This window comes from Amycolatopsis sp. Poz14, from assembly GCF_006704225.1.
Classification (GTDB): Bacteria; Actinomycetota; Actinomycetes; order Mycobacteriales; family Pseudonocardiaceae; genus Amycolatopsis; species Amycolatopsis nivea.
In genome coordinates this window covers 8,182,298-8,206,243 of record NZ_JACLHD010000001.1, presented here as the reverse complement: position 1 = coordinate 8,206,243, position 23,946 = coordinate 8,182,298, and the positions used below count along the sequence as shown (strand labels likewise).

At 69.3% G+C, this 23,946-nt stretch carries 22 protein-coding genes; 10 read left to right on the top strand and 12 right to left on the bottom strand.

What is annotated here, in order from left to right:
* Nucleotides 1–283 precede the first annotated feature (283 nt).
* The gene (nrdR, locus tag FKO37_RS38050; protein WP_037809784.1) at nt 284–775 is read left to right on the top strand and encodes a transcriptional regulator NrdR; all 492 of its coding nucleotides are present in this window, start codon (nt 284–286) and stop codon (nt 773–775) included.
* Between the two features lie 38 nt (nt 776–813).
* Nucleotides 814–3,630 carry a vitamin B12-dependent ribonucleotide reductase gene (locus FKO37_RS38045; protein ID WP_037809785.1) on the top strand — a complete coding sequence of 939 codons (2,817 nt, stop codon included), beginning with the start codon at nt 814–816 and terminating at the stop codon, nt 3,628–3,630.
* 94 nt (nt 3,631–3,724) lie between these two features.
* Here FKO37_RS38045 and FKO37_RS38040 read toward each other — a convergent pair whose 3' ends face one another.
* The 4 genes from FKO37_RS38040 to FKO37_RS38025 form a co-directional block, all read right to left on the bottom strand.
* A complete protein-coding gene (locus FKO37_RS38040) occupies nt 3,725–4,543 on the bottom strand; it encodes a phosphoribosyltransferase (RefSeq protein WP_158714422.1) in 819 nt (272 codons plus the stop codon).
* 110 nt (nt 4,544–4,653) lie between these two features.
* Nucleotides 4,654–5,037 carry a tautomerase family protein gene (locus tag FKO37_RS38035; RefSeq protein WP_037809786.1) on the bottom strand — a complete coding sequence of 128 codons (384 nt, stop codon included), beginning with the start codon at nt 5,035–5,037 and terminating at the stop codon, nt 4,654–4,656.
* Between the two features lie 9 nt (nt 5,038–5,046).
* The gene (locus FKO37_RS38030) at nt 5,047–5,568 is read right to left on the bottom strand and encodes a DUF4865 family protein (RefSeq protein WP_238607604.1); all 522 of its coding nucleotides are present in this window, start codon (nt 5,566–5,568) and stop codon (nt 5,047–5,049) included.
* Nucleotides 5,569–5,573: 5 nt separating this feature from the next.
* On the bottom strand, nt 5,574–6,131 hold the full coding sequence (locus tag FKO37_RS38025) for a TetR/AcrR family transcriptional regulator (protein WP_037809788.1): 558 nt from the start codon (nt 6,129–6,131) through the stop codon (nt 5,574–5,576).
* 107 nt (nt 6,132–6,238) lie between these two features.
* On the opposite strand from FKO37_RS38025, the gene FKO37_RS38020 reads away from it, so the two are divergent.
* Entirely contained in the window at nt 6,239–6,799 is a 561-nt protein-coding gene (locus FKO37_RS38020; protein WP_238607603.1) for a hypothetical protein, read from the top strand.
* Here the strand turns inward: FKO37_RS38020 and FKO37_RS38015 are convergent.
* Nucleotides 6,796–8,805, bottom strand: a complete 2,010-nt coding sequence (locus FKO37_RS38015) for a prolyl oligopeptidase family protein (RefSeq protein ID WP_238607602.1) — start codon at nt 8,803–8,805, stop codon at nt 6,796–6,798. The two genes, FKO37_RS38020 and FKO37_RS38015, sit on opposite strands and share 4 nt — an antisense overlap.
* Before the next feature lie 107 nt (nt 8,806–8,912).
* Between FKO37_RS38015 and FKO37_RS38010 the strand changes: the two genes are divergently transcribed.
* A complete protein-coding gene (locus tag FKO37_RS38010) occupies nt 8,913–9,815 on the top strand; it encodes a neutral zinc metallopeptidase (RefSeq protein WP_238607601.1) in 903 nt (300 codons plus the stop codon).
* Here the strand turns inward: FKO37_RS38010 and FKO37_RS38005 are convergent.
* Nucleotides 9,808–10,386, bottom strand: a complete 579-nt coding sequence (locus FKO37_RS38005) for a TIGR03086 family metal-binding protein (RefSeq protein ID WP_238607600.1) — start codon at nt 10,384–10,386, stop codon at nt 9,808–9,810. The two genes, FKO37_RS38010 and FKO37_RS38005, sit on opposite strands and share 8 nt — an antisense overlap.
* 81 nt (nt 10,387–10,467) lie before the next feature.
* Between FKO37_RS38005 and FKO37_RS38000 the strand changes: the two genes are divergently transcribed.
* Both FKO37_RS38000 and FKO37_RS37995 read left to right on the top strand, forming a co-directional pair.
* Entirely contained in the window at nt 10,468–11,877 is a 1,410-nt protein-coding gene (locus FKO37_RS38000) for a PLP-dependent aminotransferase family protein (RefSeq protein ID WP_238607599.1), read from the top strand.
* 98 nt (nt 11,878–11,975) lie between these two features.
* Complete coding sequence (locus FKO37_RS37995) at nt 11,976–12,407, top strand: CBS domain-containing protein (protein ID WP_037809798.1); 432 nt, start codon at nt 11,976–11,978, stop codon at nt 12,405–12,407.
* Between the two features lie 4 nt (nt 12,408–12,411).
* Here the strand turns inward: FKO37_RS37995 and FKO37_RS37990 are convergent, their stop codons facing one another.
* Nucleotides 12,412–13,935 (bottom strand): DUF4139 domain-containing protein, encoded by a 1,524-nt coding sequence (locus tag FKO37_RS37990; RefSeq protein WP_037809800.1) that lies wholly within the window; start codon nt 13,933–13,935, stop codon nt 12,412–12,414.
* An 85-nt stretch (nt 13,936–14,020) separates the two neighbouring features.
* Here FKO37_RS37990 and FKO37_RS37985 point away from each other — a divergent pair, with 85 nt between their 5' ends.
* Nucleotides 14,021–15,790: a Xaa-Pro dipeptidyl-peptidase gene (locus tag FKO37_RS37985; RefSeq protein WP_238607598.1), complete on the top strand. Its 1,770-nt coding sequence runs from the start codon at nt 14,021–14,023 to the stop codon at nt 15,788–15,790.
* On the opposite strand, the gene FKO37_RS37980 is transcribed toward FKO37_RS37985, so the two are convergent.
* Both FKO37_RS37980 and FKO37_RS37975 read right to left on the bottom strand, forming a co-directional pair.
* Nucleotides 15,766–16,407 (bottom strand): response regulator transcription factor, encoded by a 642-nt coding sequence (locus FKO37_RS37980; RefSeq protein WP_238608397.1) that lies wholly within the window; start codon nt 16,405–16,407, stop codon nt 15,766–15,768. The genes FKO37_RS37985 and FKO37_RS37980 overlap by 25 nt on opposite strands.
* A complete protein-coding gene (locus FKO37_RS37975; protein ID WP_238607597.1) occupies nt 16,404–17,540 on the bottom strand; it encodes a sensor histidine kinase in 1,137 nt (378 codons plus the stop codon). The genes FKO37_RS37980 and FKO37_RS37975 overlap by 4 nt, the downstream gene beginning before the upstream one ends.
* Nucleotides 17,541–17,631: 91 nt before the next feature.
* On the opposite strand from FKO37_RS37975, the gene FKO37_RS37970 reads away from it, so the two are divergent.
* The gene (locus FKO37_RS37970) at nt 17,632–18,483 is read left to right on the top strand and encodes a M23 family metallopeptidase (protein ID WP_037809802.1); all 852 of its coding nucleotides are present in this window, start codon (nt 17,632–17,634) and stop codon (nt 18,481–18,483) included.
* Nucleotides 18,484–18,686: 203 nt separating this feature from the next.
* Entirely contained in the window at nt 18,687–19,799 is a 1,113-nt protein-coding gene (locus FKO37_RS37965; protein WP_238607596.1) for a DUF4192 family protein, read from the top strand.
* A 195-nt stretch (nt 19,800–19,994) separates the two neighbouring features.
* On the opposite strand, the gene galE is transcribed toward FKO37_RS37965, so the two are convergent.
* From galE to FKO37_RS37950, 3 genes are all read right to left on the bottom strand, one after another.
* Nucleotides 19,995–20,975 (bottom strand): UDP-glucose 4-epimerase GalE, encoded by a 981-nt coding sequence (gene galE / locus FKO37_RS37960; protein ID WP_238607595.1) that lies wholly within the window; start codon nt 20,973–20,975, stop codon nt 19,995–19,997.
* A 90-nt stretch (nt 20,976–21,065) separates the two neighbouring features.
* Nucleotides 21,066–22,250: a galactokinase gene (gene galK, locus FKO37_RS37955; protein WP_238607594.1), complete on the bottom strand. Its 1,185-nt coding sequence runs from the start codon at nt 22,248–22,250 to the stop codon at nt 21,066–21,068.
* Entirely contained in the window at nt 22,247–22,969 is a 723-nt protein-coding gene (locus FKO37_RS37950) for a metal-dependent transcriptional regulator (protein ID WP_078870312.1), read from the bottom strand. Before FKO37_RS37950 ends, galK begins: the two co-directional genes overlap by 4 nt.
* A 109-nt stretch (nt 22,970–23,078) precedes the next feature.
* Here FKO37_RS37950 and FKO37_RS37945 point away from each other — a divergent pair, with 109 nt between their 5' ends.
* Entirely contained in the window at nt 23,079–23,918 is an 840-nt protein-coding gene (locus FKO37_RS37945) for a sulfurtransferase (RefSeq protein WP_134730212.1), read from the top strand.
* Nucleotides 23,919–23,946 lie beyond the last annotated feature (28 nt).

Sequence of the window (23,946 nt, the reverse complement as noted above, 5' to 3'; positions counted from 1 at the left end):
CTTGCGCAACCGCTCTTTCACCCTCTCGGGTTTCTTGCGCCCGCCCCGGAGGCGATCTATGGTCTACCCCTATATCTAGTAGTTACACCGCTGTAGTTGGTCCACAGGTAGGGGTAGACTGGCGGCAGTTGTCCACAGCTGGTCGGCAGTTGCCCACCGGATGTCCACAAGTCGATCACCAGGCGCGGGGTCGCGCGCGGTGACCGCGGTCCAGGCCGTAGCGTGGCGGCAGGGGCCGGTCGGGACAGGAATCGACCGGCGCGGAGGGGAAGGTGATCGGCGGATGAGGTGCCCGTTCTGCCGGCATGCGGACTCTCGGGTCGTCGACTCCCGAGAGGTGGACGAGGGACAGGCGATCCGGCGGCGGCGTTCGTGCGCCGAGTGCGGACGGCGTTTCACCACGTCGGAGACGATGGTGCTGGCCGTGGTCAAACGGTCCGGCGCCACCGAGCAGTTCAGCCGGGACAAGGTGGTCAACGGAGTGCGGCGGGCCTGCCAGGGCCGCCCGGTCGACGACGACGCGCTGCAGAAGCTCGCGCAGCGCGTGGAGGAGTCGATCCGGTCCGCCGGGCTCGCCGAGATCCCCAGCCACGAGGTCGGCCTCGCCATCCTCGGCCCGCTGCGGGAACTGGACGGCGTCGCGTATCTCCGGTTCGCCAGCGTCTACCGCTCCTTCTCCTCGGTCGAGGACTTCGAGAAGGAGATCTCCGACCTGCGGAAAGCCATGGCGGGAACTGCGGAGGACCAGGAAGGCGAGCGCGCCGGCGACGACTGAGCCGTCACCGGGTCGCGGGGAGCGAGGGACAGGACCGCATGACCGAAACCGTGGGAACCGGCGCCGCGGCCGGACAGAACAAGAAGCCGAACAAGGGCCTCACCGTCCGGCGGGTCTTCACCACCGAGGGGACCCACCCCTACGACGAGGTCGCGTGGGAGACCCGCGACGTCGTCATGACCAACTGGCGCGACGGCAGCGTCAACTTCGAGCAGCGCGGGGTCGAATTCCCCGAGTTCTGGTCGGTCAACGCGACCAACATCGTCACCAGCAAGTACTTCCGCGGCGCGGTCGGCAGTCCGCAGCGCGAGAGCAGCCTCAAGCAGCTCATCGACCGCGTGGTGCGCACCTACGTGAAGGCCGCCGCCGAGCACGACTACTTCGCCGGTCCGTCCGACCTCGAGATCTTCGAGCACGAGCTCACCTGGATGCTGCTGCACCAGGTCTTCAGCTTCAACTCCCCGGTGTGGTTCAACGTCGGCACGTCCTCGAAGCAGCAGGTGTCCGCCTGCTTCATCCTCGCCGTCGACGACACGATGGAGTCGATCCTCAACTGGTACCGCGAGGAAGGCCTGATCTTCAAGGGCGGTTCCGGCGCGGGCCTCAACCTCTCGCGCATCCGGTCCTCGAAGGAACTGCTCACCTCCGGCGGCACCGCGTCCGGTCCGGTCTCGTTCATGCGCGGCGCCGACGCGTCCGCGGGCACCATCAAGTCCGGCGGGGCGACCCGGCGCGCGGCGAAGATGGTCGTGCTCGACGTCGACCACCCGGACATCGAGGAATTCATCCAGACCAAGGCGCGCGAAGAGGAAAAGATCAAGGTCCTCCGCGACGCCGGGTTCGACATGGACCTCTCCGGCTCCGACATTTCCTCGGTGCAGTACCAGAACGCGAACAACTCGGTCCGCGTGTCCGACGAGTTCATGCACGCCGTCGAGAACGGCACGGACTTCGGCCTGCGCGCCCGGCTCACCGGCGAGGTCATCGACCGCACCGACGCGAAGAAGCTGTTCCGCAGCATGGCGCAGGCGGCGTGGGAATGCGCCGACCCGGGCGTCCAGTACGACAGCACGATCAACGACTGGCACACCTGCCCCGAATCGGGCCGGATCACCGCGTCGAACCCGTGCAGCGAGTACATGCACCTCGACAACTCGAGCTGCAACCTCGCGTCGCTCAACCTGCTGAAGTTCGTGTCCGAGGAGGGCACGTTCGACGCGCCGCTGTTCGCGAAGGCCGTCGAGTTCGTCATCACCGCGATGGACATCTCGATCTGCTTCGCCGACTTCCCGACCGAGCCGATCGCCGACACCACGCGCAAGTTCCGCCAGCTCGGCATCGGCTACGCCAACCTCGGCGCGCTGCTGATGGCGCTGGGCCACGCCTACGACTCCGAGGGTGGCCGCGCGCTCGCCGCCGCGATCACGTCCCTGATGACCGGCGTGTCGTACCGTCGTTCGGCCGAGCTGGCCGGCGTCGTCGGGCCGTACGAGGGCTACGCGCGCAACGCCGAAGCGCACCAGCGCGTCATGCGCAAGCACGCCGCGGCCAACGAGCTCGTCCGCACCTATCACAGCAATGACGCCGCGGTCCGCGCGCTCGCGTCGGAGGAGTGGCAGAAGGGCATCGAGCTCGGCACCCGCAACGGCTGGCGCAACGCGCAGGCCTCGGTGCTCGCGCCCACCGGCACCATCGGTTTCATGATGGACTGTGACACCACGGGCATCGAGCCGGACTTCTCGCTGGTGAAGTTCAAGAAGCTCGTCGGCGGCGGGTCGATGCAGATCGTGAACCAGACCGTGCCGCGCGCGCTGCAGGTGCTGGGCTACCAGGCCGAGCAGGTCGAGGCGATCGTCGAGTACGTCGCGCAGCACGGCCACGTGGTCGACGCGCCGGGCCTGCGTCCCGAGCACTACGAGGTGTTCGACTGCGCGGTCGGCGACCGGTCCATCGCGCCGATGGGCCACGTGCGGATGATGGCCGCGGTGCAGCCGTTCATCTCGGGCGCGATCTCGAAGACGGTCAACATGCCGGAGTCGGCGACCGTCGAGGACGTCGAGGAGATTTACTTCCAGGGCTGGAAACTCGGCCTCAAGGCGCTCGCGATCTACCGCGACAACTGCAAGGTCGGCCAGCCGCTGTCGACGGGGAAGAAGAAGGAAGCCGCGGCGGAGACCGAGCCGGAGAAGGTCGTCGAATACCGCCCGGTGCGCCGCCGCCTGCCGAAGAAGCGCCCGAGCCAGACGGTGTCGTTCACCGTCGGCGGCGCCGAGGGCTACCTGCACGCGGGCTCGTACCCGGACGACGGCCTCGGCGAGATCTTCGTGAAGCTCGGCAAGCAGGGTTCCACGCTGTCCGGCGTGATGGACGCCTTCTCGATGTCCATCTCGGTCGGCCTGCAGCACGGCATCCCTCTCGAGTTCTACGTCTCGAAGTTCTCGAACCTGCGCTTCGAACCGGCTGGCATGACCGACGACCCGGACATCCGGATCGCCACGAGCGTCATGGACTACCTGTTCCGCCGCCTGGCGCTCGACTACCTGCCGTACGAAAAGCGCGCGCAACTGGGCATTTTCACCGCGGACGAACGCTCGGCCGAGGTCGAGGCGAACTACGGCGGCCAGAGCCTCGACATCGACGCGTTGCGCAGCAGTGTCGACGCGTCGCCCGCTCGCACCGAAGAGTCCACAACGGACACTTCAGGACGTGACGCGCACAGCACGGCCGAGCTGATGGAACTGCACCTCGGCAAGGCCGCGGACGCACCACTCTGCATGACCTGCGGCACGAAGATGCGGCCCGCGGGATCGTGCTACGCCTGCGAGGGCTGCGGGGCGACGTCCGGCTGCAGCTGATCGGTCGTTAAGCGAGACACAGCCGGGAAGGGGCAGTGTGCCTGTCCCTTCCCGGCCGACGTTTGTCCCGGCAGGAATCGGACGTACACGCGAGCTAGCGGCGTAGATTCCTAGCGGCGGCGAGTCCGAGCACTGTGCCGGCCCCGGCCCTTCGCGCCGCGTTCGCGACGCCCGCCATGGTGTAGCCGGTGTGGTAGACGTCGTCCAAGACAAGGATTGTCTCGCCGGCAAGGTCTTCGTCGACTCGAAACTCATGGAGCATGGTGGCGCGCTCGCGCGGCGACATGAGTTTCGCGGGTTTCCGCAGCGGGGTTGTGCAACTGACCGGGGTCAGTTCGATGCCGAGCTCCCGCGACAGCAGCGTGCCGAGCAGGACGCTGACGGACGGCTTGTCCCGGACATGTCCGGGAACGGCGAGAATCCGAGTGGCTTCGTTGAACCACTCGTGGCGAACTATCGCGTCGCTCAGCGAACGGCACAGCTCCTGCCCGGCCCGGTCCACTTCGCCTTGCTCGGCGGATTCGTAATGCTTGATCAGCCGGATCGACTGCGCTGTCGGCGTGTAAACCAGGTCGCCTGCCCCATTCTTGGCTGGTCGCGTGTAGAAGTCCAGTGCAATCGCGGCATCCAGATAGCCTTTTTGCCTGATGTGGATGACGAGCACTTCCTGCAAGAAATCCAGGAACTCCGCCAAGGATCCGTCCGGATTGAAATCCATGCGGATCCGGTAAGGCCACTGAGGGTCGTGGCTGAGGGTGCCGACGGCTTTCGCCCTGGGCAGAATACCGAGAACGTGATCAGTGACCGCCGGGACGCCGCGATACTGGAGGAACCACGCGGATCCTGACCGAGTGAGCTTCCAAGCTTCGAGGTGGTTAGCGCGACTATCGGGCTGGTAACGTTCCTCGGTCAACGGGGACCCCCTCAACGGCAAACGACCAACCGCAGTTTGGCACAGCGGTGCCTTGCCGGGGAGCGGTTTCCGTGATGAGGAGTCACGGCAGTTCCTTGCGCAAGAAAGCGTCAAGACAGCATTTGCGCGACACCCTCGCCGAACGACCAGTCCACCTCGTGGTTTTCCGTCAGGCTGAAGAACACGTTCCGCGGTTCGATCCCCGTCGCTTCGGCGATGAGTTCGGTCGCTCGCCGGTACAACGCGGTTTTCTGTTCATTGGTGCGGCCGGCGCGCATTGTGATGGCGATGTACACGATGTCGTCGTCGCGCTGGACGCCGAAATAGCCTGGGTCGTAACGCAATCGGTCCGGGGCGTGGCTGTTCAGGATCTGGAACCGGTCGTCGGCGGGGACGTCGATCGTTTCGGTCATCGCCTGGTGCACGGCTTCGCCGATGGCGGGGAGACGGTCGGCGTTCGGTTCGGACAGCACGTCGATGCGGACGAGCGGCATGGGGACCTCTCAGCTCAGCTGGTCGATTTCGGGGCGGGACAGGTGAAGCACCCGGTACTGGACGTCGCTGTCCTCGTCCGGGATGGTGGTCCAGAGGGTGAAGCGCACGGTTTCCCAGCGCTGCGGGTCGATGGCCAGTGCGGTGGTGTGCACGGCTGGGTTTTGGGACAGCTGCGCGAGTTCGACTAATTCGCGGTCGATGTCTTCCGAAAACTGCCCTACGCGTTTAGTCGCGAACTCCGGGGCGGTCGCGCGCGCTGGGCCGGGAAGACAGCGCGCGCCGGTCCAATGGTGCACTGGCGGTCGGCCGAAGTCTTGGACTATGCCGTCGAATCCGCCGCCTCCCCAAAGGAATCGGCTCATTCCGGCGGTGTCGGCCCACAGGTAGAACGGCGCGTACTGGTTGTCGCGCACCAGATACGCCTTGAGTCCCAAGCCGGGGAACGCGTCAGTGCGGTGGCCTCGGGTCGCGACTCGGTGCTCGATGTCGTATCCAGCGGGCAAATCGATCTCGTACTGCATGGCGTACATCGACGTCACCGCCGCTCGAGGAGTGCGAGCGCGCCGCGGATCGCTTGGTCGAACGGCTCGACCGTCCCGGACGACCGGGCGAGGACGTACCCGCCCTGCAGCACCGCGACCAGCGTGGTTGCCGTTGCCGCTGGGTCGAGGTCGCTCGGCAGTTCGCCGTTCGCGATGCCCTCGGCGAGCACTTCGGCGAGACGACCGCGCAGCCAGTCGAACGTTTCCTCCAGCGGCGCACGCAATTCCGGGTTCGTGACGATCTCGGGGTCCAGCGCCAGCCGTCCGACCGGGCAGCCGCGCAGGACGTCCCGTTCGCGCAGCAGGTAAGCCGAAACGCGTTCGACCGCCGTCGTGCCCTGGGCGAACGCTGCCTCGGCGGAGGCGCGCAGGTCGTCGGCGTTCTGCCGGATCGCGGCGAGCGCCAGGTCGGCCTTGCCGGTGAAGTGGTGGTACATGCTGCCCTGCCCGGCCCCGGCGCGCTGCTGGATCGCCTTCGGGCTGGTGCCGACGTACCCCCGCTCCCACAGCAGGTCCTGAGTGCTCGCGATGAGCTGGTCTCTCGTGGACATAAGCTCACCGTACATACTAGTAGGTACAGAGACAAGACCGGGTGCGAGCTCTCCCCCCACTGAATCTCCACATTCTCCCCGCGGCACCGGCACATCCGGGCGGCAGCATGGCCGCCGTGGACTGGAGTGCGGTGTTCGAGGCGGAGGCGCGGCGACGGAAGGTCCGGCCGCGGCCGGTGTGGGGGAGCGTGGTTCCGCTGGATCCGGTGGTGGCGCGCAGCGTCCGGAGGTTCCGGCACCCGCCGGACGAGCTGAGGCTTCTCGAAACCGCAAGCCAGTCAGCGAAAAGCGACGTGATGAGCCAGCTGATCTCCGACGTGCTCGCGCTCGGCTACTACAGCGCGTTGCGGGACGGCACCCGCGACCCGGTCACCGTGGAGGTCGCCGCCCGGGTGTTCGCCGGGGTGGAACGGCGGCTCAGCTATCACGTGGACCTGTTGCGGCGGCAAAGAATCTCAGCGAGTGCGAGATGGCGAGCCAAAGCGATTCTGGAAACCGGCGGCGTGTTAGTCGGCCACGGGCGCGCGCTGCGGCGGCTCGGCGTGCCGTGGCTGGCGTTCGTCACCGACGCCTGGGCGCGGTTCGAGCGGGCGCTCGCGGAAGTCCGCAGAGGACCGTCGATCCGCCCGGGGCCGCGCGTGCGGGCGCGGCCCCGGGGGCTGGTCTAGGAAAGCTTCGACCAGAGGAATTCGTACGCGACCGCTGAACGGAACGCGAGTTGTTCGTTGTCCGCCGCCGCTCCGTGGCCGCCTTCGATGTTCTCGAAGTACTCCACGTCGTGGCCCTGTTCTTGCATCCGCGCGAACATCTTGCGCGCGTGCCCAGGGTGCACGCGGTCGTCGCGGGTAGAGGTGACGAAGAGGATCGGCGGATACTCGCCGTCCGCGGAAACGTTCTGGTACGGCGAGTATTTGGAGATGTACTCCCACTCCTCCGGGACGTCCGGGTCGCCCCATTCGGCCATCCACGACGCACCGGCCAGCAGCAGGTGGTAGCGCTTCAGGTCGAGCAGCGGCACCTGGCACACGATCGCGCCGAACAGTTCCGGGTAACGGGTGAGCATGACGCCCATCAGCAGCCCGCCGTTGCTGCCGCCCTGGATGCCGAGCCGTTCCTTCGTCGTGATGCCCCGCGCGACGAGATCGCGCGCGACCGCGGCGAAGTCCTGGAACGCCTTGTACCGGTTCTCCTTCACCGCCTGCATGTGCCATTCCGGGCCGTACTCGCCGCCGCCGCGGATGTTCGCGACCACGTACGTTCCGCCGCGCGACAGCCAGGACCGGCCGACGACCCCGCCGTACGAAGGGGTCAGCGAAACCTCGAAACCGCCGTACCCGTACAGCAGCGTCGGGCCGTTTTCCGCGCCGGGCGGGCGGACGACGAAGTACGGGATCTTCGTGCCGTCGTCCGAGGTCGCGAAGTACTGGCTGACCTCGATCCCGGCCGCGTCGAAGAACGCGGGCGCCTGCTTCAGCACCTCGACGTCGCCGCCGACGACGCCGCGGGTGAGCGTGGACGGCTGGACGTAGCTGGAGGAATCCACCAGGTACTCGTCGTCGACGTCCGGTTCGGTGTCGACGATCTGCGCGCTGCCGAATTCCGGCGCGCCGCCCAGTTCCGCTTCGGCCCAGCCGTCCGGGCCGGGAGTCAGTACGCGCAGCTCCGACTTGACGTCGTGCAGCGTCGCGAGCAGCAGGTGGTTGCGGGTCCACGTGTAGTAGTCCAGCGACGTGTGCGCGTCCGGCGTGAACAGCGCGGTGAACTCTCGGTCGCCGGATTTGAACGCCTCGTAGCCGATCGCGAGCAGCGTGCCCGCGGGATGTTCGGTGCCGCCGACGGTCCACGCGCTGCGCGGGTGCACGAGCAGCCATTCGCGGTGCGTGGAGACCTCGACGTCCTCGGGCAGGTCCAGTTTGGCCAGCCCGGACGGGGTCCGCTCGAAGTACTCGGTGCGGTAGAAATCGATCGCCCGGTGCACGAAATCGCGTTCGAAACCCTCGGTCGGGTCGTGGTACGCCAACACCGCGACGTCGTCCGGCTTGCCCTCGGCGACGAGCACCGCGTCCTCGATCGGGGTGCCGCGCCGCCATTCCTTCACCAGCCGCGGATAGCCGGACGTGGTGAGCGAGCCCGGGCCGAAGTCCGTCCCGATGTACACCCGGTCGGCGTCGATCCACCCGATCCGGTGTTTCGCCTCGGGCAGGGTGTAACCGTTCTCCACGAACTCGTGCGCGTCGAGGTCGAACTCGCGGACGACGGTCGCGTCCGCGCCGCCCCTCGACAGCTGGACCAGGCCGAGCCGGTGCCCGGGACGCAGCACCGCGGCGCCCTTCCAGACCCAGTTCTCGTCCTCGGCCGCGGCGAGCGCGTCGACGTCGAGCAGGATCTCCCAGTCCGGTTCGGCGGTGCGGTACTGCTCCAGCGTGGTGCGCCGCCACAGCCCGCGCGGGTGGTCGGCGTCCTGCCAGAAGTTGTAGTAGTGCGTCCCCCGGCGCGCGACGTACGGGATCCGCCCGCCCGCGTCGAGCACCTCGCGGATCGAGTCCCGCAGCTGCCCGAACCTCTCGCTCGCGGTGAGCGCGTCGAGCGTCTCCGCGTTGCGCGAACGGACCCATTCGAGCGCCTCGTCGCCCGTCACGTCTTCAAGCCACAGGTACGGATCTTCGACAGTCATAGCGTCCAGTCTCGCTGCCGCTCGCGGATCCGGCCAGGATCCCGGCGTTCCCGTTTCGTGATCCAGGCCCGCGCGCGGTCTCCGTATGCTGGTCGGGAGGGGGAGGAATGACGTATTACGCCGGAGGCCCGTGGCCTCCCGCAGCACCGCAGCCGCCGCCGCGCCGGAAGGCGGGCAAAGCGCTGGGCGCCGTGGCGGCGGTGGCCGTCGTCGCGGTCACGCTCGCGCTCATGGCCGTGGTGCCGCACGAGGTGTCCGGGCACGCGATCGCGGCCCCGGACGCCGACGCGATGCCGGACCGCCAGGACGCCAAACCGGTGCGCAAGCTCAGCGGCAACCCGTTGCTGGCCGAGGGCGTCGCGCTCGGCCCGGTGTCGTGCGACCTGCCGGACCTGAGCCGGGACCCGGAGCAGCTCAAAACGTTCTACACCGCGCTCGTGGGCTGCCTGAAGCAGGCGTGGCAGCCCGCGCTGGACAAAGCGGACGAGCCGAACCTGCCGGTCAAGGTGTCGGTCACGCTGCCGAAGACCAGTGCGTGCGGCAACGCGCCGTCCCGGGACGAGGCGGTCGCGTACTACTGCGGCGGCGACGCCACGATCTACGCGCCCACCGAGTGGATGCTGTCGGACGCCGGGCTGAGCCGAGCCCGGCATCTGGCGACGCTCGCGCACGAGTACGGCCACCACGTGCAGCGCGAGAGCGGCATCCTCGACGCGGCGAGCACGGAGATGGGTTCGCCGGAACCGAGCAGCGACGCGGACAAGGCGGTCGTGCGCCGGATCGAGCTCCAGGCGAACTGTTTCGGCGCGTTGTTCCTCAACGCCGCGGCGGACCGCGGGTCGATCAGCCGGGCCACTGCGAACGCCGCCGTCGCCGACTACGGCCGCGCCGACGACAGCGGCGACCACGGCACCCGCGCGAACCAGCTGGCCTGGGCGAAGGCCGGTTACACCGGAGCCGGCCCGGCCGCTTGCGACACCTGGTCGGCCCCTGCGGACAAGGTCAGCTGACGCGCCACTGCGGGTCGCGGCCCAGCCGGCCGAGGAACTGGTCCAGTTCGCTTTCGCCGGTGTCGACGGGCACCACCGGCGCGAAGGCTCCGCGTTCGACGCGTTCCTTCGGGTCGGTCGGGATCATGAGCGCGGACTTCCACACGGCGTGCACCGCGTCCGGCACCGGGTGGTACGCGACGCCGAGGGTCTTGGCGAGGTCCCAGCCGTGCGCGACGGTGTCGACGAGGTGCATACCCATCGCGACTGTGCCCGGGAAAGTGCCGAAGGTGTTGATGGCGATCTCTCGTTCCGCGACGTCGGCTTCTCCGTACGCGGCGACGTAGTCGGTCACCGAAGCTGCGTACGCGGCGTACGGGTCTTCGCCGAGCTGACCGCTGTCCCAGTCCTTCGCGGAGCCGTTGCGTGCTGCTTCGGCGAAGGCGTGGTTTTCGCTGACTTGGTGGCGGAGCAGGTCGGCGAGCGTCCAGCCGGCGCACGGCGTGGGCCGGTCGAGGTCCGCCGCGGTGATCTTCGAGACGATCGGGTCGAGAACGAGCAGGGACTGCCGGTCGAGGTCGAACGTGGTCATAGGCTCACGCTAACCGCCAGATCGGTCCAGGAAGAGAGCCAAAACCGGGCCAACTGCGGTGGACCAATCTAGGCTGGACGCGTGGACCTGCACCTGGACCTGTCCGGCGCTCGCGGCCATCGCGACGAGATCTACCGCCAGATCCGCGAAGCGGTGCTCGACGGGCGGCTGCGCGACGGCGACGTGCTGCCGCCGACCCGGGAACTGGCACGCCAGCTGGCGGTTTCGCGCACCACCGTCACCGCGGCGTACGAACGCCTCACCGCGGAAGGATTCCTCGCCGGCCGAGTCGGCGCAGGTACCTACGTGCGCGCCGGTGCCGCGCCGCGGCCCGCCGAACCGACCGGGTTCGCCGAGGGCGTCCAACCGCGTCCAGAGTGGACAGACGTGCCCGCGCCGCCGAAAGCGTTCACGAACCCGCCGGAGTTCGATTTCCGTGCCGGAGTACCGGATGTGCGGCTGTTTCCGTTCGACACCTGGCGTCGGCTGACGACCCAGGCGTTGCGCAGCTCCCACGCCGAACTGATGACTTACGGCGAACCCCAGGGCGATCCCCGGCTGCGCACCGAACTCGCGCGGCACCTCGCGGTGTCCCGGAACGTTCGCGTGCGCCCGGAGCACCTGGTGATCACTTCGGGCGCGCAACAGACGATCGACCTCGTCGCCCGCGTCCTCTTGCGACCCGGCGACCTGGCTGCCGTCGAGGATCCCGGCTACCCGCCGCCGCGCCTGCTGCTGGGCACGCTCGGGGTGCGCGTCGCGCCGGTTCCGGTGGACGACGAGGGCCTCGTGGTCGACGCGATCCCGCGGGGCACTCGACTGGTGCACGTGACGCCGTCGCACCAGTACCCGCTCGGTGTCGCGATGTCGCCGTCTCGCCGACGAGAGCTGCTCGATTGGGCCGAGGACAACAGCGCAGTCGTGGTCGAGGACGACTACGACACCGAGTTCCGCTACTCCGGGCGACCGCTGGAACCGTTGCACAGCTTGGATTCTCACGGCCGAGTGGTCTACGTCGGCTCGTTCTCGAAAGTCCTGTCTCCCGCGCTGCGACTGGGTTTCCTCGCCGCGCCGCCCGCTCTGGCGGAAGCGATCGTGAAGGCGAAATACCTCGCCGACTGGCATTCCCCGGGCATCGAACAAGCCGTGGTGGCTGCGTTCATCGCAGAAGGCGGGTTCGCCCGGCACGTCCGCCGGATGCGCGGCATCTACCGCACCCGCCACGACCTCCTCGTCGACCGCCTCCGGGCGGAATTCGCCGACGTGCTGGAGCCGGTTCCCGCGTCGGCGGGTCTGCACCTGAGCGCGTCGGCGGACCGGGATTTGCGCGGCTTCGCGCGGAAGGCGTCCGGGGCGGGCGTGCGGCTGTTTTCGCTCGGCGATTTCTCCGTGGCGTCGCGGCGGCACGGGCTGCTGTTCGGCTACGGCGCGATCGCGGCGGAGGAGATCGGACCCGGTCTCGCCCGGTTGCGCCGGGTGTTCGACGGCTGAGCCTGTTACCACGAACGGACGCGTCCCGCTGGACTTTCGCAGTCGGCACCGGGGCCCTAACCTGATGTGACCCGACTCACCGAGGAGAGGGCATCGCCATGCGGATTGCGGATGTGCTTCAGCGCAAGGGCGCGACGGTCGCCACTGTGTCGCCGGGGACGACGGTCGCCGAGCTGCTGGCGGGACTCGCCCGGCACAACGTCGGCGCGATGGTCGTCGTGGACGCCGAGGGCGGGATCGCCGGGATCGTGTCCGAACGCGACGTCGTGCGCAAGCTCAACGACCACGGGCCCGCCGTCCTGCAAGGGCCGGTCGCGGACATCATGACCACCATGGTCGCCAGCTGCACCCCGGACGATCCGGTGGACCAGCTCAGCGTCGTGATGACCGAACGGCGGATCCGGCACGTGCCGGTGCTCGACGGCGGGCGCCTCGCCGGCATCGTGAGCATCGGCGACGTGGTGAAAATCCGGATGGAGCAGCTGGAACAGAGCCAGGAACAGCTGGAGGCCTACATCTCGCAGGGCTGAGCGCTCACTCGCGCCAGCCGCTGAGTTCGACGCCCTTCGCGACGTCCACCCGGTAGCCGAGAGAGACCGTCGCGGACGCCCCGGGCGCGATCGTGAGCCGCCAGGTGAACTGGCCCAGCTCGGTGCGCTCGACCGGCTCCGGGCTGAGCCGCAGGTCCCGCACGGTGATCGCGTCGTCCCGCGAGACCGGGGCCTGGTCCAGCACGGCCACCACGGCTTCGCGGGGGCTGTGGTTGGTCACCGTCGTCTGGTAATCGGCTTCGCGGCGGCGTTGCGCGGAGAACGTCGCCTTGCTGGCGCTGCGCTTCACCAGTTCGCGTTCGACGCGGATCCGGTCGTCGACGCCCAGCGCGAGTTCGCGTTCCTCGCCGGGAGCCCAGAGTTCCAGCTGCGTGCTGCCGACGAATTCGGCTTCGTGGAACACCGCGGCGCGACCGGCGCGGAGCGTGTGCTCGCCGGTGTTGACCACCTTCGCGCGCAGATAAGCCTCTTCGGCCTGCGTCGGCGCGGTGACGTAGTCCAGTTCCGCGGTGAAGTCCAGCTGCGCGAGCGTCGTCCGGTGACCTTGCGCGCCGGACGGGATCGCGACCGGGCGAGCGGGCCGGAAGGTGACCGCGGTGGCGCCTTGCTCGACTTCGGAGAGGTGCGCGGCGAAGCCGTCCCGACCGGCGGGCGCGGCACCGCCGTAGGCCGCCATCGCGGCGGGTGCGGGCGGCACCATCGAGCGCCGTTCCGGCTGCTGCCGATCCAGGTACCAGGGCTGGAGCTCCGGGATCACGACGGTGTTCGCCGGGCGCGCGGTGGACAGCGTCAGCTCGCACTCCGGCCAGTCCTCGCCGGTGTGCTGGCTGACCAGCCCGTACGAGGTGACGGTGACGTCGGTGCCGCGCACCCGCACGTCGTACCCGGGTTCCCAGCGCGCGCCGGGGACCACATAGGACAGTTCGATTTCCGCGGTGGCAGGGGATTCCAGCTCCACGACGATGGTCGAACTGTCCTGTTCGGACTGTGCGCTGCGAGTTTCGATCTGGCGGTCTAGCGCGGCGAGGTCTTCGCGCAGCCGTTCCAGCCTCGTGGCGAGCGCGCGACGTTCCTTGAGCGCTGCGGCTAATTGCGTGCTGAGCGCTTCGCTCACTTCCTGGACACGCCCCGGTTCTGCATCGCCGCCAGCCAACGCCTTCGCGAAGCTTGCTCCGCTGCGTCGCGAGACGCCGGTCAACAGGTCGACGCGCGCAGCCGCTGCGCTCTCGTCGTCCGCAACCTCGTCGACAGTCGCTTGGTCCGCGCGACGCTGCTCCACGAGCGCGCGCAGCGTTGGGTCCGCAGGCGCGGCGTGTTGCGCGTACGCGACGTCGACGCCCGTGACCAACGCGTCGCCCGCGCCGCTGACGCGCACTGAAGCAGCGTCGAGCGACAAGGGGAGACCCGTGATCTCTACGCGGGACCCGTCGGCCGGAGTGACTTGACAGCGGCGGGTGACGCGCGCGTGCTGCGGATAGACCGTGACCGTGACTATCGGTGCGTCCATGGCTCCGACGTTAGTCGGTTGACGCGAGTTGCGGTTGACGGAACTCTCAACTTGCTCGCCTGCTTCGTCCAGCTTGGGGGTTCTGGTGGGAGTTGCCGCTCGGGTCGCTGCCGTTTTCGTCGCAGTGGCCACGTTGTCCGTGCCCGCGGTCGCTGAAGCTGCTTCGCCGCCAGCGCCGGTTTTCACCGACGGCCAGGCGCAGCCGGTCTTCGATCCGGCTGACGTCATCCGCGAAGACGTCTGGGTCACCGCGCCCGTCGACAGTGACCACGACGGCAAGCCTGACCTCGTACACGCGCAAGTGGTGCGTCCGCGCGCCACGGAGCGGGGCATGAAGGTGCCGGTCGTGTACGAAGCGAGCCCGTACTTCGCGGGCGGCAACGACGTACCCAACCACAACGTCGACACCGAGCTGTACGTGCCGGGTCCGCACGTCGCGGCACCGATCGGCTGGAGCTACCAGAACTACTTCACCGCGCGCGGATTCGCTGTCGTGTACGGCGAATCCCTCGGCACCGGGCTGTCCACCGGCTGCCCGACGACGGGCGACGTGAACGAGACGATCGGTGCGCGTTCGGTGGTCGACTGGCTGAACGGCCGCGCTGCCGCGCACGACCAGGCCGGAGCGCCCGTCGCGGCGAGCTGGAGCACCGGGAAGACCGGCATGATGGGCGTGTCGTACAACGGCACACTGCCCAACGCGGTCGCCAGCACCGGCGTCGAAGGGCTCGAGACGATCGTGCCGATCGCCGCCATTTCGAGCTGGTACGGCTATTACCGCAACGCCGGCGCGGTCGTGGCCCCCGGCGGCTACCAGGGCGAGGACACGGACGTGCTCGCCGGCTACGTCTACTCGCGCGCTGACCAGCAGGTCTGCCGTCCGGTGCTCGACGGCCTCACTGCCGCGCAGGACCGGCTGACCGGGGACTACAGCAAGTTCTGGGACGTGCGGAACTACCGCAACGACGTCGGCAAGGTCCACGCGTCGGTGCTCGCGGTGCACGGGCTGAACGACTGGAACGTGAAGACCGAGCAGGTCGCCACCTGGTACGAAGCGCTGAAGAAGCACGGCGTCGAGCACAAGATCTGGCTGCACCAGTCCGGCCACGCGGACCCGATCTCGCTGCGCCGCGACGTCTGGCTCACGACGCTGAACAAGTGGATGTCGCACTACCTCTACGGGGTCGACAACGGCATCGAACGCGAGCCGAAGGCGACCATTCAGCGCGAGGACAAGTCGTGGGTCGACGAGGCCGATTGGCCCGCGCCGGGCACTTCCGACGTCGAACTGCACCCGTGGCCGGGCGGACGTTCGACCGGGGCACTCGACCGGCAGCCAGTGCCCGGCCGTCCGACCGTCGAAACGCTGGCCGACGACGCGAGCAAGAAGATCGAACAGCTCGCCGACGCGGCGTCGTCCGGGAACCGCTTGCGCTACCGCACTTCCGCGACCACGGAGCCGGTCCGGTTGTCCGGCACGGCGAAGGCCGAGCTTCGGCTGTCGTTCGATCGTCCGGCCGCGAATGTCACCGCGGTGCTGCTTGACCGCGCGCCGGACGGCACCTCCCACGTGATCAGCCGCGGCTGGACGGATCCGCAGAACCGGATCAGCCCGTCGGTCACCTCGCCGATCACCCCCGGACAGCGGTACCGCATCGAGGTTTCGCTGATGCCGAAGGACTACATCGTGGCTGTCGGACACCGTCTGGAGTTCGTGCTGGCGTCCAGCGATCACGACTTCACGCTGCGGCCGCAGCCGGGTGCCGGGCTGTCGCTGGACCTGACCGGGACGACGGTGACGTTGCCGATCGTCGGCGGGAAGAAGGCGTTCTACTCGGCGATCCCGGCGCGGTAGGCGAAGGCGACGGCCTGCGCGCGGTCGCGCAGGCCTGCCTTGGAGAACAAGTGGTTGACGTGCGTCTTCACCGTCGCCTCGCTGACCACGAGGGTGCGCGCGATCTCCGTGTTCGACAGGCCGGCCGCGATCAGCCGCAACACCTCGACTTCGCGCGCGGTGAGGCCTTCCAGTTCCTTCGTGCGCACCGGCGCGCGGCTCGTCGCGGCGGCTACCAGCCGTTGCTGGAGCGCGCCGTCCACAGTGGACTGACCAGCGGCCGCTGAGCGGAGGGCGCGGGCGATCGCTTCAGCGTCGGCGTCCTTGGTGAGGAACCCGCGAGCACCGGCCTTGAGCGCGGCGAGCAGTGAGTCGTCGTCGGCGTACGTGGTGAGGACGACGACTTCAGTCTTCGGATGCTGCGCGCGCACCAGTTCAGTCGTCTCGACGCCGTCGCGGTGCGGCATGCGCAGGTCGACGAGCAGTACGTCCGGCTGATGCTCGGAGACCAGCTCGAGAGCCTGTACGCCGTCTACGGCCGCGCCTACCACCTCGATGCCGGGCAGCAGCCCGAGGAGCGTGACGAGACCTTCGCGCACTACAGCCTGATCGTCGGCCAGCACCACGCGCAGCGTCACGCCGGCACCGTCAGCTGAATCCGCCATCCGTCCTCCCCAGGGCCGCATTCGAGCTTCCCGTTCAACAGCGCGACCCGTTCGCCCATGCCTCGCAAACCGTATCCCGGCGACGGCGGCTCCAGCGGACGGCGGCCCTGGTGGTCGATGATCGTTAAGTCGACTTCTTCGTTCTTGAAGGCCACCGTGACGTCTACAGCGGGACCTGCGGCATGTTTGCGCGAGTTCGCCAGGGCTTCCTGTACGGCGCGTACGAGCGTCGTGCCGACAGCTGCGTCCAGCTCGCGCGGTTCGCCTTCGATCACGAGGTCGGCGCGAGAGCCGGTGTCGAGCCTGTACGCGGCGACAAGGTCCGAGACCGAGCGCTCGACTGGTACGGCGTCTTCGCGCAGCGCAGCGACAGCCTTGCGTGCTTCGGCGAGACCGTCGGTTGCCAGCTTCTGCGCGCGTTCTATCTGCGCGAGAGACTCTTCACTCGCACCGTCGCGAACCATCATCAGGCGTGCGCCCTGAAGGTTGAGCGCGAGACCGGCGAGCGAGTGCGCGAGGACGTCGTGCAACTCGCGAGCGATGCGCGTGCGTTCGGCGAGCGCGGCCGCGCGGGCGTGCTCCTCGCTGGCGGTCTGGGCCCTGGCGAGCGCGAGCTCGGTCTGTTCCAGCCGTTCCGCGCGGCTCCGGCGGTTGGCGGCGAGCAGCACCATCACGACGAGGATCGCGAAGAGCGCGACAGCGTTCAGCCAGTCGAGGTCGTAGACGATCGACCAGGCGAGGATCGTCGCCGAAGCCGCGGCGAGCGAGATCGCCGCCGCGATCCGGCCGGAGACGCGCAGGGCGTAGAAGGTCGCGCCGAACATCGTCGTCGAGGTCCAGCTGCCTGGCTGCAGGATCCAGAGCGCGCCCGCCCCCGCGACGACGGCGATCATGGTCGCGGGCATCAGCCAGCGCGGCCGCGACTCGCGGGTGAGCCAGAGCGCCGGGACGGACAGGACGAGGACCAGCCCGATCAGCGGCCACGACCAGGGGCGCGCGTTCGGGATGGCGAACAGGGCCGGCACGGCGAGCACGCCCCAGCGCACCCAGTCGGCGCCCTCGAACCGCCGCCGCGCCTTCGCGAGCGAGGCCGCCGGTGTGCCCATGGGCCCTCCCGAGTCGTCTTGTACGGAAAATGTACTGGCTCGGGCTTGGCTGGAGGCGCTCGGACATTTCCCCCACCAGGAGGTACGCCCCATGTCCAGATTGAGACGGTTCGCGGCGGTCGCGGCCGCGGTGGCCTTGCCCGCGTGCGGCCTGACGCTCGCCGCCCAGTCGACGGCGTCCGCGGCCCCCAACTTCCAGGTGCCGTTCAAATGCGGCGTCACGGTCACCGCGGCGACCTTCAGCGGCCACAACCCGGCCAACTCGGTCGACTTCCAGAAGTCCGGCATCACCGGCATGCCGGTCCTCGCGGCCGCGCCGGGGACGGTCACCCGCGTCGCGAACGAGGGCAGCACCAGCTACGGCCGCTGGATCGAACTGGACCACGGCGGCGGCTGGCGGACCCGGTACGCGCACCTGTCCGAGCAGGAAGTCTCGGTGGGCCAGAGCGTCGGGCAGGGCAAGGAGATCGGCAAGGCGGGCGCGACCGGCGGCGTGACCGGGCCTCATCTGCATTTCGAGGAGAACTTGAACGGCGTGACGCAGAAGGCCGTGCTGAACGGCGTCGCGGTGCCGTACTACGGCAAGAAGGACTTCACGAGCAAGAACGGCTGCGGCGGCAACCCGTACTCGGCGACGCAGGTGTGCGGGTCGGGCTTCTCGGTGATCGACCAGCAGGCGCTGGGGACCGCGGGCACCGCGTATCTGCTGTACAACTCGTCCTCCAAAGAGAACTGCGTGACGACCCTGAAGGCGGTCTCCCTCGGGACGGCCAGCCCGGTTTCGGCGTTCCTGGAGGTGAAGGGCTCGACCAGGGCGACGGATTCCGGGAACTTCACCTATTACGCCGGCCCGGTGAAGAAGAGCGCCGGTTCGACGTGCGTCAGGTGGGGAGGTTCGGTCGGCTCGTCCGCGTACGAGAGCCCGTTCGAACACTGCGGCTGAGTTTCCTCTGACAATGCTGCCGGAGCCCGATCGGCTCCGGCAGCATTTTTGTCTATTGTGGACGCTCGTCTTTGATGCACACGGCACCGACAATTTCCTTCGGTCCTCTTCACTCGGGACCTGGTTGTCCACAACTGCCTGCTGTGGTCCACAGATTTGCTTTGCCGGCCCCGATTCGCTTGTGCGCGGCGCAGAGTGGAGGCGTGACCACCTCGACGCCGCCCGGCATCTCCCGGGCCACCCTCAGCAACCCGGCCGACCTCATCGCCTCGCTCCCGTACCTCCTCGGTTTCCGTCCCGCTGATTCCCTTGTGCTGCTGGGCCACCGCGTCCCCGGCACGACGATCGGCCTGATGGTGCGCGCCGACCTCCCGCCGCGAGAACTCCAAGCACAGCAAGCGGATGCGCTGATCCCGCGCTTCGACGACCCCGAGCACAACGGCGTCACCGCCGTCATCGTCGGCGGTTCAGCAGACGAAAACGGCCCACCCCACCAGACACTCGCGGCCGAACTGGAACGCGGCCTGGCACGGCACAACCTCCGCCTGTTCCACGCACTGTGGACCCCTGAGATCGAACCCGGCGCGCCATGGTTGTGCTACCGGGACCCGGACTGCGGCGGTGTGCTGCCAGATCCGCAGGAAACCGTCCTCGCCGCCGCGACCACCGAGGCTGGCTTTGTCGTCTTCCGCAGCCGCGAAGAACTGGCCGCGGTGCTGGAACCGCGCTCCCCGGAAGCGATCGCCCGCCGCGCCGACTTGCTGGCGGCATCCCCAGAACCGTTGTGCGGCCCGGACATGTCAGCGAGCGACGTCCTGGACGCCGCGGTAACCGAACTCCGCGCCGCATTCCTCCGCCAACGCCACGGCGAAGGCCCTCCCGACGACGACCAAGCGGTCCGCCTCGCCCACGCGCTGATGCTCATCCCGATCCGCGACGCCTGCATGGCCCTCGCGGTCCCGCCGCACACGTCGCTGACCCGCGAGGCGGAGGAGGTATGGCTGACCCTGGTCCGCGAACTGCCCCCGCCGCACCGAGCCGAAGCCGCACTGCATCTCGGCTATACCGCCTTGATGCGCGGGGAAGGCGCACTAGCCGGGATGGCACTGGCGAACGCCGTGGAAGCCGACCCGGAACATCTGGTGGCGCAGCTGCTGCAGACTGCCTGGAACATCGGCACGGACCCAGCGAAACTGACCGGCCTAGCCGACTTCAGCACGGTGGCCGATCTCGGTCTGACCCCGCCGCCGGAGCCGGGGAGCGCTGAGGATCCTGGCCAGGGTCGAAGACCGGGGGCGCCGAGGGGGATGAGATGACGGATGCCGGAGTTGGAAGCGCGCGAGGCGAATTCCGCCCGCGTCGCCCAGTTGCCGTCGCGCCGGTAAGTCCTAAGTGGACTTTCGGTCAACGCTCGCCATAACGATGCCGGGGCGGGGATCCCTCCGAATCCCCGCCCCGCACCGAAAAGCACATCCGGCCCGCAGTTCGCGAAGCCCGGCCGGAAACCGCCGTCAGGACTGACGCGACCGGGTGAACTGCCAAGCGTCCGACACGATCCCGTCGAGGTCCGTCAGCTTGGGCGTCCACCCGAGTTCGCCGTTGGCCTTGTCGCTCGACGCGACCAGCACCGACGGGTCGCCGGCGCGGCGCGGGGCCACCACGGCGGGGATCGCGTGCCCGGTGACCCGGCGGCAGGCTTCCACGACCTCCAGCACCGAGAACCCGGTGCCGCTGCCGAGGTTGTAGATGCGGTGCTCGCCGGCGGCGGCGTGGCGCAGGGCGAGGAGGTGGGCGTCGGCGAGGTCGACCACGTGGATGTAGTCGCGGACGGCCGTTTTGTCCGGCGTCGGGTAGTCGTCGCCGTAGATGGAGATGTGCTCGCGGTCGCCGGTCGCGACCTGGAGGACGAGAGGGATGAGATGGGTTTCGGTGGTGTGCCGTTCGCCGAACGCGCCGTACGCTCCGGCGACGTTGAAGTAGCGCAGGCTGACCGCGGCGAGGCCGTGGGCGCGGGCGAAGCTGGTGATCGCGTGGTCGATGGCGAGCTTCGACGCGCCGTAGGTGTTGGTCGGCTGCGTCGGGGCCGTTTCCGGGATCGGCGACACGTCGGGCTCGCCGTAGGTCGCGGCGGTGGAGGAGAACACCAGGCGCGGCGTGCCGTGCTTCTTCATCGCCTCCAGCAGCCGCAGCGACGTCACCACGTTGCCTTCCCAGTACTTCGCCGGGTCGGCCATCGACTCGCCCACCAGCGACTTCGCGGCGAAGTGCAGCACGCCGTCGAAACCTTCGCCGAGCAGGTCCGCGGCGACCTCGGCGGCGTCGCCCTCGACGAAGCGCGCCTGCGGGTGCACCGCGTCCGCGTGCCCGGTCGACAGGTCGTCCACGACGGTGACCTGGTGACCCGCTTCGATGAGGCGGGCGGCGCACACGCTGCCCACGTACCCCGCGCCGCCCGTCACGATGAGCTTCAGGGGGCTTTGCTGGTCCGTCACGTCAAGGCCTTTCTGCTGAGGGGTGGCGACTCTGCGGCACAGTCTCCCCTCAGAGCGACGCGACGGACCCTCCGGGGGTTGCTCCGGAAATCAGGCTTCGTCGCGGCCCGCGCCGCGCGACGGCACCGCCGTGAACATCCGCGGGCGGCGGAACCCGGCCTGTTCGCAGGCGGTTTCGACCGCGGTGCGCACTGCGTCCAGATCCTCGTCGCGGACCAGCGCGATCGCCGAGCCGCCGAACCCGCCGCCGGTCATCCGCGCGCCCAGCGCGCCGGCCGAGCGGGCCGAATCGACCACGAGGTCCAGTTCCGGCGTCGAGATGCGGTAGTCGTCGCGCATGCTCACGTGCGAGGCGTCGAGGTGCGGCCCGATCTCGGCGAGCTTCTTCTCGCGCAGCAACGCGACCACGTCGAGCACCCGCTGATTCTCGGTGACCACGTGGCGCACCAGCGGAACCAGGTCCTCGGGAAGCCGCGCGAGGGCCTCGTCGAGCCCGTCGAGCGCGACGTCGCGCAGGGCCTTCACGCCGAGCAGTTCCGCCGCGCGCTCGGTTCCGCTCCGCCGTGCGCCGTAGCCGCCGTCGGTGTGGGAATGCTTGGTGCGGGTGTCCATGATCAGCACCCGGAGCCCGGCCTCGCCGAGCGGGAACGGCACCTGCTCCATCTCGCCCGAGCGGACGTCGAGGAACAGGACCCGCGACTCCTCGCAGCACAGCGACGCCGTCTGGTCGAGCAGCCCGGTGGGCGCGCCGACGAAGTCGTTTTCCGACCGCTGCACCCAGCGCGCGATCTCCGGTCGTGCGGGAGTGTCCGCTCCGCCGTCTTCGAGTTCCACCCCGGCCACGCCCAGCAGGGCCAGCGAAACCGCGCATTCCAGCGCGTGAGAGGAGGAAAGCCCCGCCCCGGACGGCACGTCGCCCGCGATGACCAGGTCGGCGCCGCCCGCGTAGCCCTGGTCGCGCAGCACCCACGCCACCCCGGCCGGATACGCGGCCCATCCGTCGACCGAACCCGGTTCGAGCGCGGCGATGTCGTGCGGCCCGGAGTGCTGCAGCTGCCCGTCGTCGCCGAGGGTGGCGACCCGGAGCTTGCCGTCCTCGCGCGGGGACGCGGCCGCGGCCAGCCGGTGGGGGAGGGCGAAGGGCAGCACGAAACCGTCGTTGTAGTCGGTGTGCTCGCCGATCAGGTTCACCCGGCCGGGCGCGGACCACACGCCTGCCGGGGCCCGCCCGTGGACTTCCTGGAACGCGCGCGCCGCGTCGGCAGCCGGGGTCACTTGGCGAGCGCCAGCACGGCGTGCAGCGCCGCGGTGGACACCTGAGCCGTGGTTTCGGTGCCCTTGACCTCGACGGTGACGCTGCCGCCGACGGCCTTGCCGACCGTGACGAGGCCGCCGGGCACGATCCCGACCGTCCGCAGCTCGGTGAGCAGCGACTCGTCCAGCTGCACGTGCTCGGCGATGCGGCGGATCTCCACCTCGCCGCCGCCGGTGCGGGCGAACTCGTCGAGGCGCACCAGGCCGTCCTCGGCGCGCGGCGCGGGATCGCCGTCGCCGAGCTTGTCGAGGCCGGGGATCGGGTTGCCGTACGGCGACGTGGTCGGGTGGTCGAGCAGCTTCACCAGCTTGCGCTCGACGGCCTCGCTCATCACGTGCTCCCAGCGGCACGCCTCGTTGTGCACGTGCTCCCACTCGAGCCCGATGACGTCGACGAGGAGGCGCTCGGCGAGCCGGTGCTTGCGCATGACCGCGACGGCGAGGTCGTGGCCGTGGTCGGTGAGCTGCAGGTGCCGGTCGTCCGCGACGACGACCAGCCCGTCGCGCTCCATCCTGGCCACGGTCTGGCTCACGGTGGGCCCGCTCTGCTGCAGGCGCTCCGCGATCCGGGCCCGCAGCGGGACGACACCTTCCTCTTCGAGCTCGTAGATGGTACGCAGGTACATCTCGGTGGTGTCGATGAGATCGTTCACGCTGTCCCCTTCGTCCGCGTAGCTCATCGTAGTCGTTGGCCCCGACAGCGACGGCCCGCCTCGGCGTAACGGCCCGGCCCCGGCGAAAAGTCCTGCCCTGATGCGCGAACCGCGTCCGGACCAGCAGGATGGGGGCATGCGACCGTTGATTTCGCCCGCTGAGCTCGCCGCGTTCCCCGACCGAGACCGTCCTGTCGTGCTGGACGTCCGCTGGCGGCTCGGCGGACCGCCGGGAGCCGAGTCTTACCAGGAGGGACACGTGCCCGGGGCGGTGTTCGCCGACCTCGACACGGCGCTGGCCGCGCCGCCCGGCGAGGGCGGCCGCCACCCGCTGCCCGATCCGGCGGTGCTGCAGCGTGAGCTGCGGAAAGCCGGGGTCCGGGCCGGGCGTCCGGTGGTCGTCTACGACGACGCCGACGGTTCGGTCGCCGCGCGCGCCTGGTGGCTGCTGCGCTGGGTCGGCCATCCGGAGGTCGCGGTGCTCGACGGCGGTTACGCAGCGTGGCTGGCCGAGGGGCGGGAAGTGACGACCGAAGTGCCTTCGCCGGAGCCGGGCGACATCGAGGTCCGGCCGGGCGCGATGCCGGTCCTGTCGGCGGACGACGCGGCGGCGCTCGCTCGCGAAGGCGTGCTGTTCGACGCGCGGGCGCACGTCCGCTACACCGGCGATACCGAGCCCGTCGACCCGCGTGCCGGGCACATCCCCGGTGCGGTCAGCGCGCCGTCGTCCGAGCACGCCGGTGCGGACGGGCGTTGGAAGTCGCCGTCCGAGCTTGCCGAGCGGTTCGCGTCGCTGGGCTTGGCCGACGGGGTCCCGGTCGGCGCCTACTGCGGTTCGGGCGTCACGGCGTCGTCGGTGGTGCTCGCGCTGGAGGTCGCCGGGCATCCGGAGCCGGCCGCGCTGTACGCGGGGTCGTGGTCGCACTGGTCGCGCGATCCGGAGCGTCCCGCGGCCACCGGTCCAGAACGCGGCTGACTCCGCCGGAACTTTCCGCGCCGTGCAC

What these genes read in the sequence shown, in the direction of transcription:
- nrdR (WP_037809784.1), top strand. Translation starts at nt 284, where the DNA reads ATGAGGTGCCCGTTCTGCCGGCATGCGGACTCTCGGGTCGTCGACTCC.
- FKO37_RS38045 (WP_037809785.1), top strand. Translation starts at nt 814, where the DNA reads ATGACCGAAACCGTGGGAACCGGCGCCGCGGCCGGACAGAACAAGAAG.
- FKO37_RS38035 (WP_037809786.1), bottom strand. Translation starts at nt 5,037, where the DNA reads ATGCCGCTCGTCCGCATCGACGTGCTGTCCGAACCGAACGCCGACCGT.
- FKO37_RS38030 (WP_238607604.1), bottom strand. Translation starts at nt 5,568, where the DNA reads ATGTACGCCATGCAGTACGAGATCGATTTGCCCGCTGGATACGACATC.
- FKO37_RS38025 (WP_037809788.1), bottom strand. Translation starts at nt 6,131, where the DNA reads ATGTCCACGAGAGACCAGCTCATCGCGAGCACTCAGGACCTGCTGTGG.
- FKO37_RS38020 (WP_238607603.1), top strand. Translation starts at nt 6,239, where the DNA reads ATGGCCGCCGTGGACTGGAGTGCGGTGTTCGAGGCGGAGGCGCGGCGA.
- FKO37_RS38015 (WP_238607602.1), bottom strand. Translation starts at nt 8,805, where the DNA reads ATGACTGTCGAAGATCCGTACCTGTGGCTTGAAGACGTGACGGGCGAC.
- FKO37_RS38010 (WP_238607601.1), top strand. Translation starts at nt 8,913, where the DNA reads ATGACGTATTACGCCGGAGGCCCGTGGCCTCCCGCAGCACCGCAGCCG.
- FKO37_RS38005 (WP_238607600.1), bottom strand. Translation starts at nt 10,386, where the DNA reads ATGACCACGTTCGACCTCGACCGGCAGTCCCTGCTCGTTCTCGACCCG.
- FKO37_RS37995 (WP_037809798.1), top strand. Translation starts at nt 11,976, where the DNA reads ATGCGGATTGCGGATGTGCTTCAGCGCAAGGGCGCGACGGTCGCCACT.
- FKO37_RS37990 (WP_037809800.1), bottom strand. Translation starts at nt 13,935, where the DNA reads ATGGACGCACCGATAGTCACGGTCACGGTCTATCCGCAGCACGCGCGC.
- FKO37_RS37975 (WP_238607597.1), bottom strand. Translation starts at nt 17,540, where the DNA reads ATGGGCACACCGGCGGCCTCGCTCGCGAAGGCGCGGCGGCGGTTCGAG.
- FKO37_RS37970 (WP_037809802.1), top strand. Translation starts at nt 17,632, where the DNA reads ATGTCCAGATTGAGACGGTTCGCGGCGGTCGCGGCCGCGGTGGCCTTG.
- FKO37_RS37950 (WP_078870312.1), bottom strand. Translation starts at nt 22,969, where the DNA reads ATGAGCTACGCGGACGAAGGGGACAGCGTGAACGATCTCATCGACACC.
- FKO37_RS37945 (WP_134730212.1), top strand. Translation starts at nt 23,079, where the DNA reads ATGCGACCGTTGATTTCGCCCGCTGAGCTCGCCGCGTTCCCCGACCGA.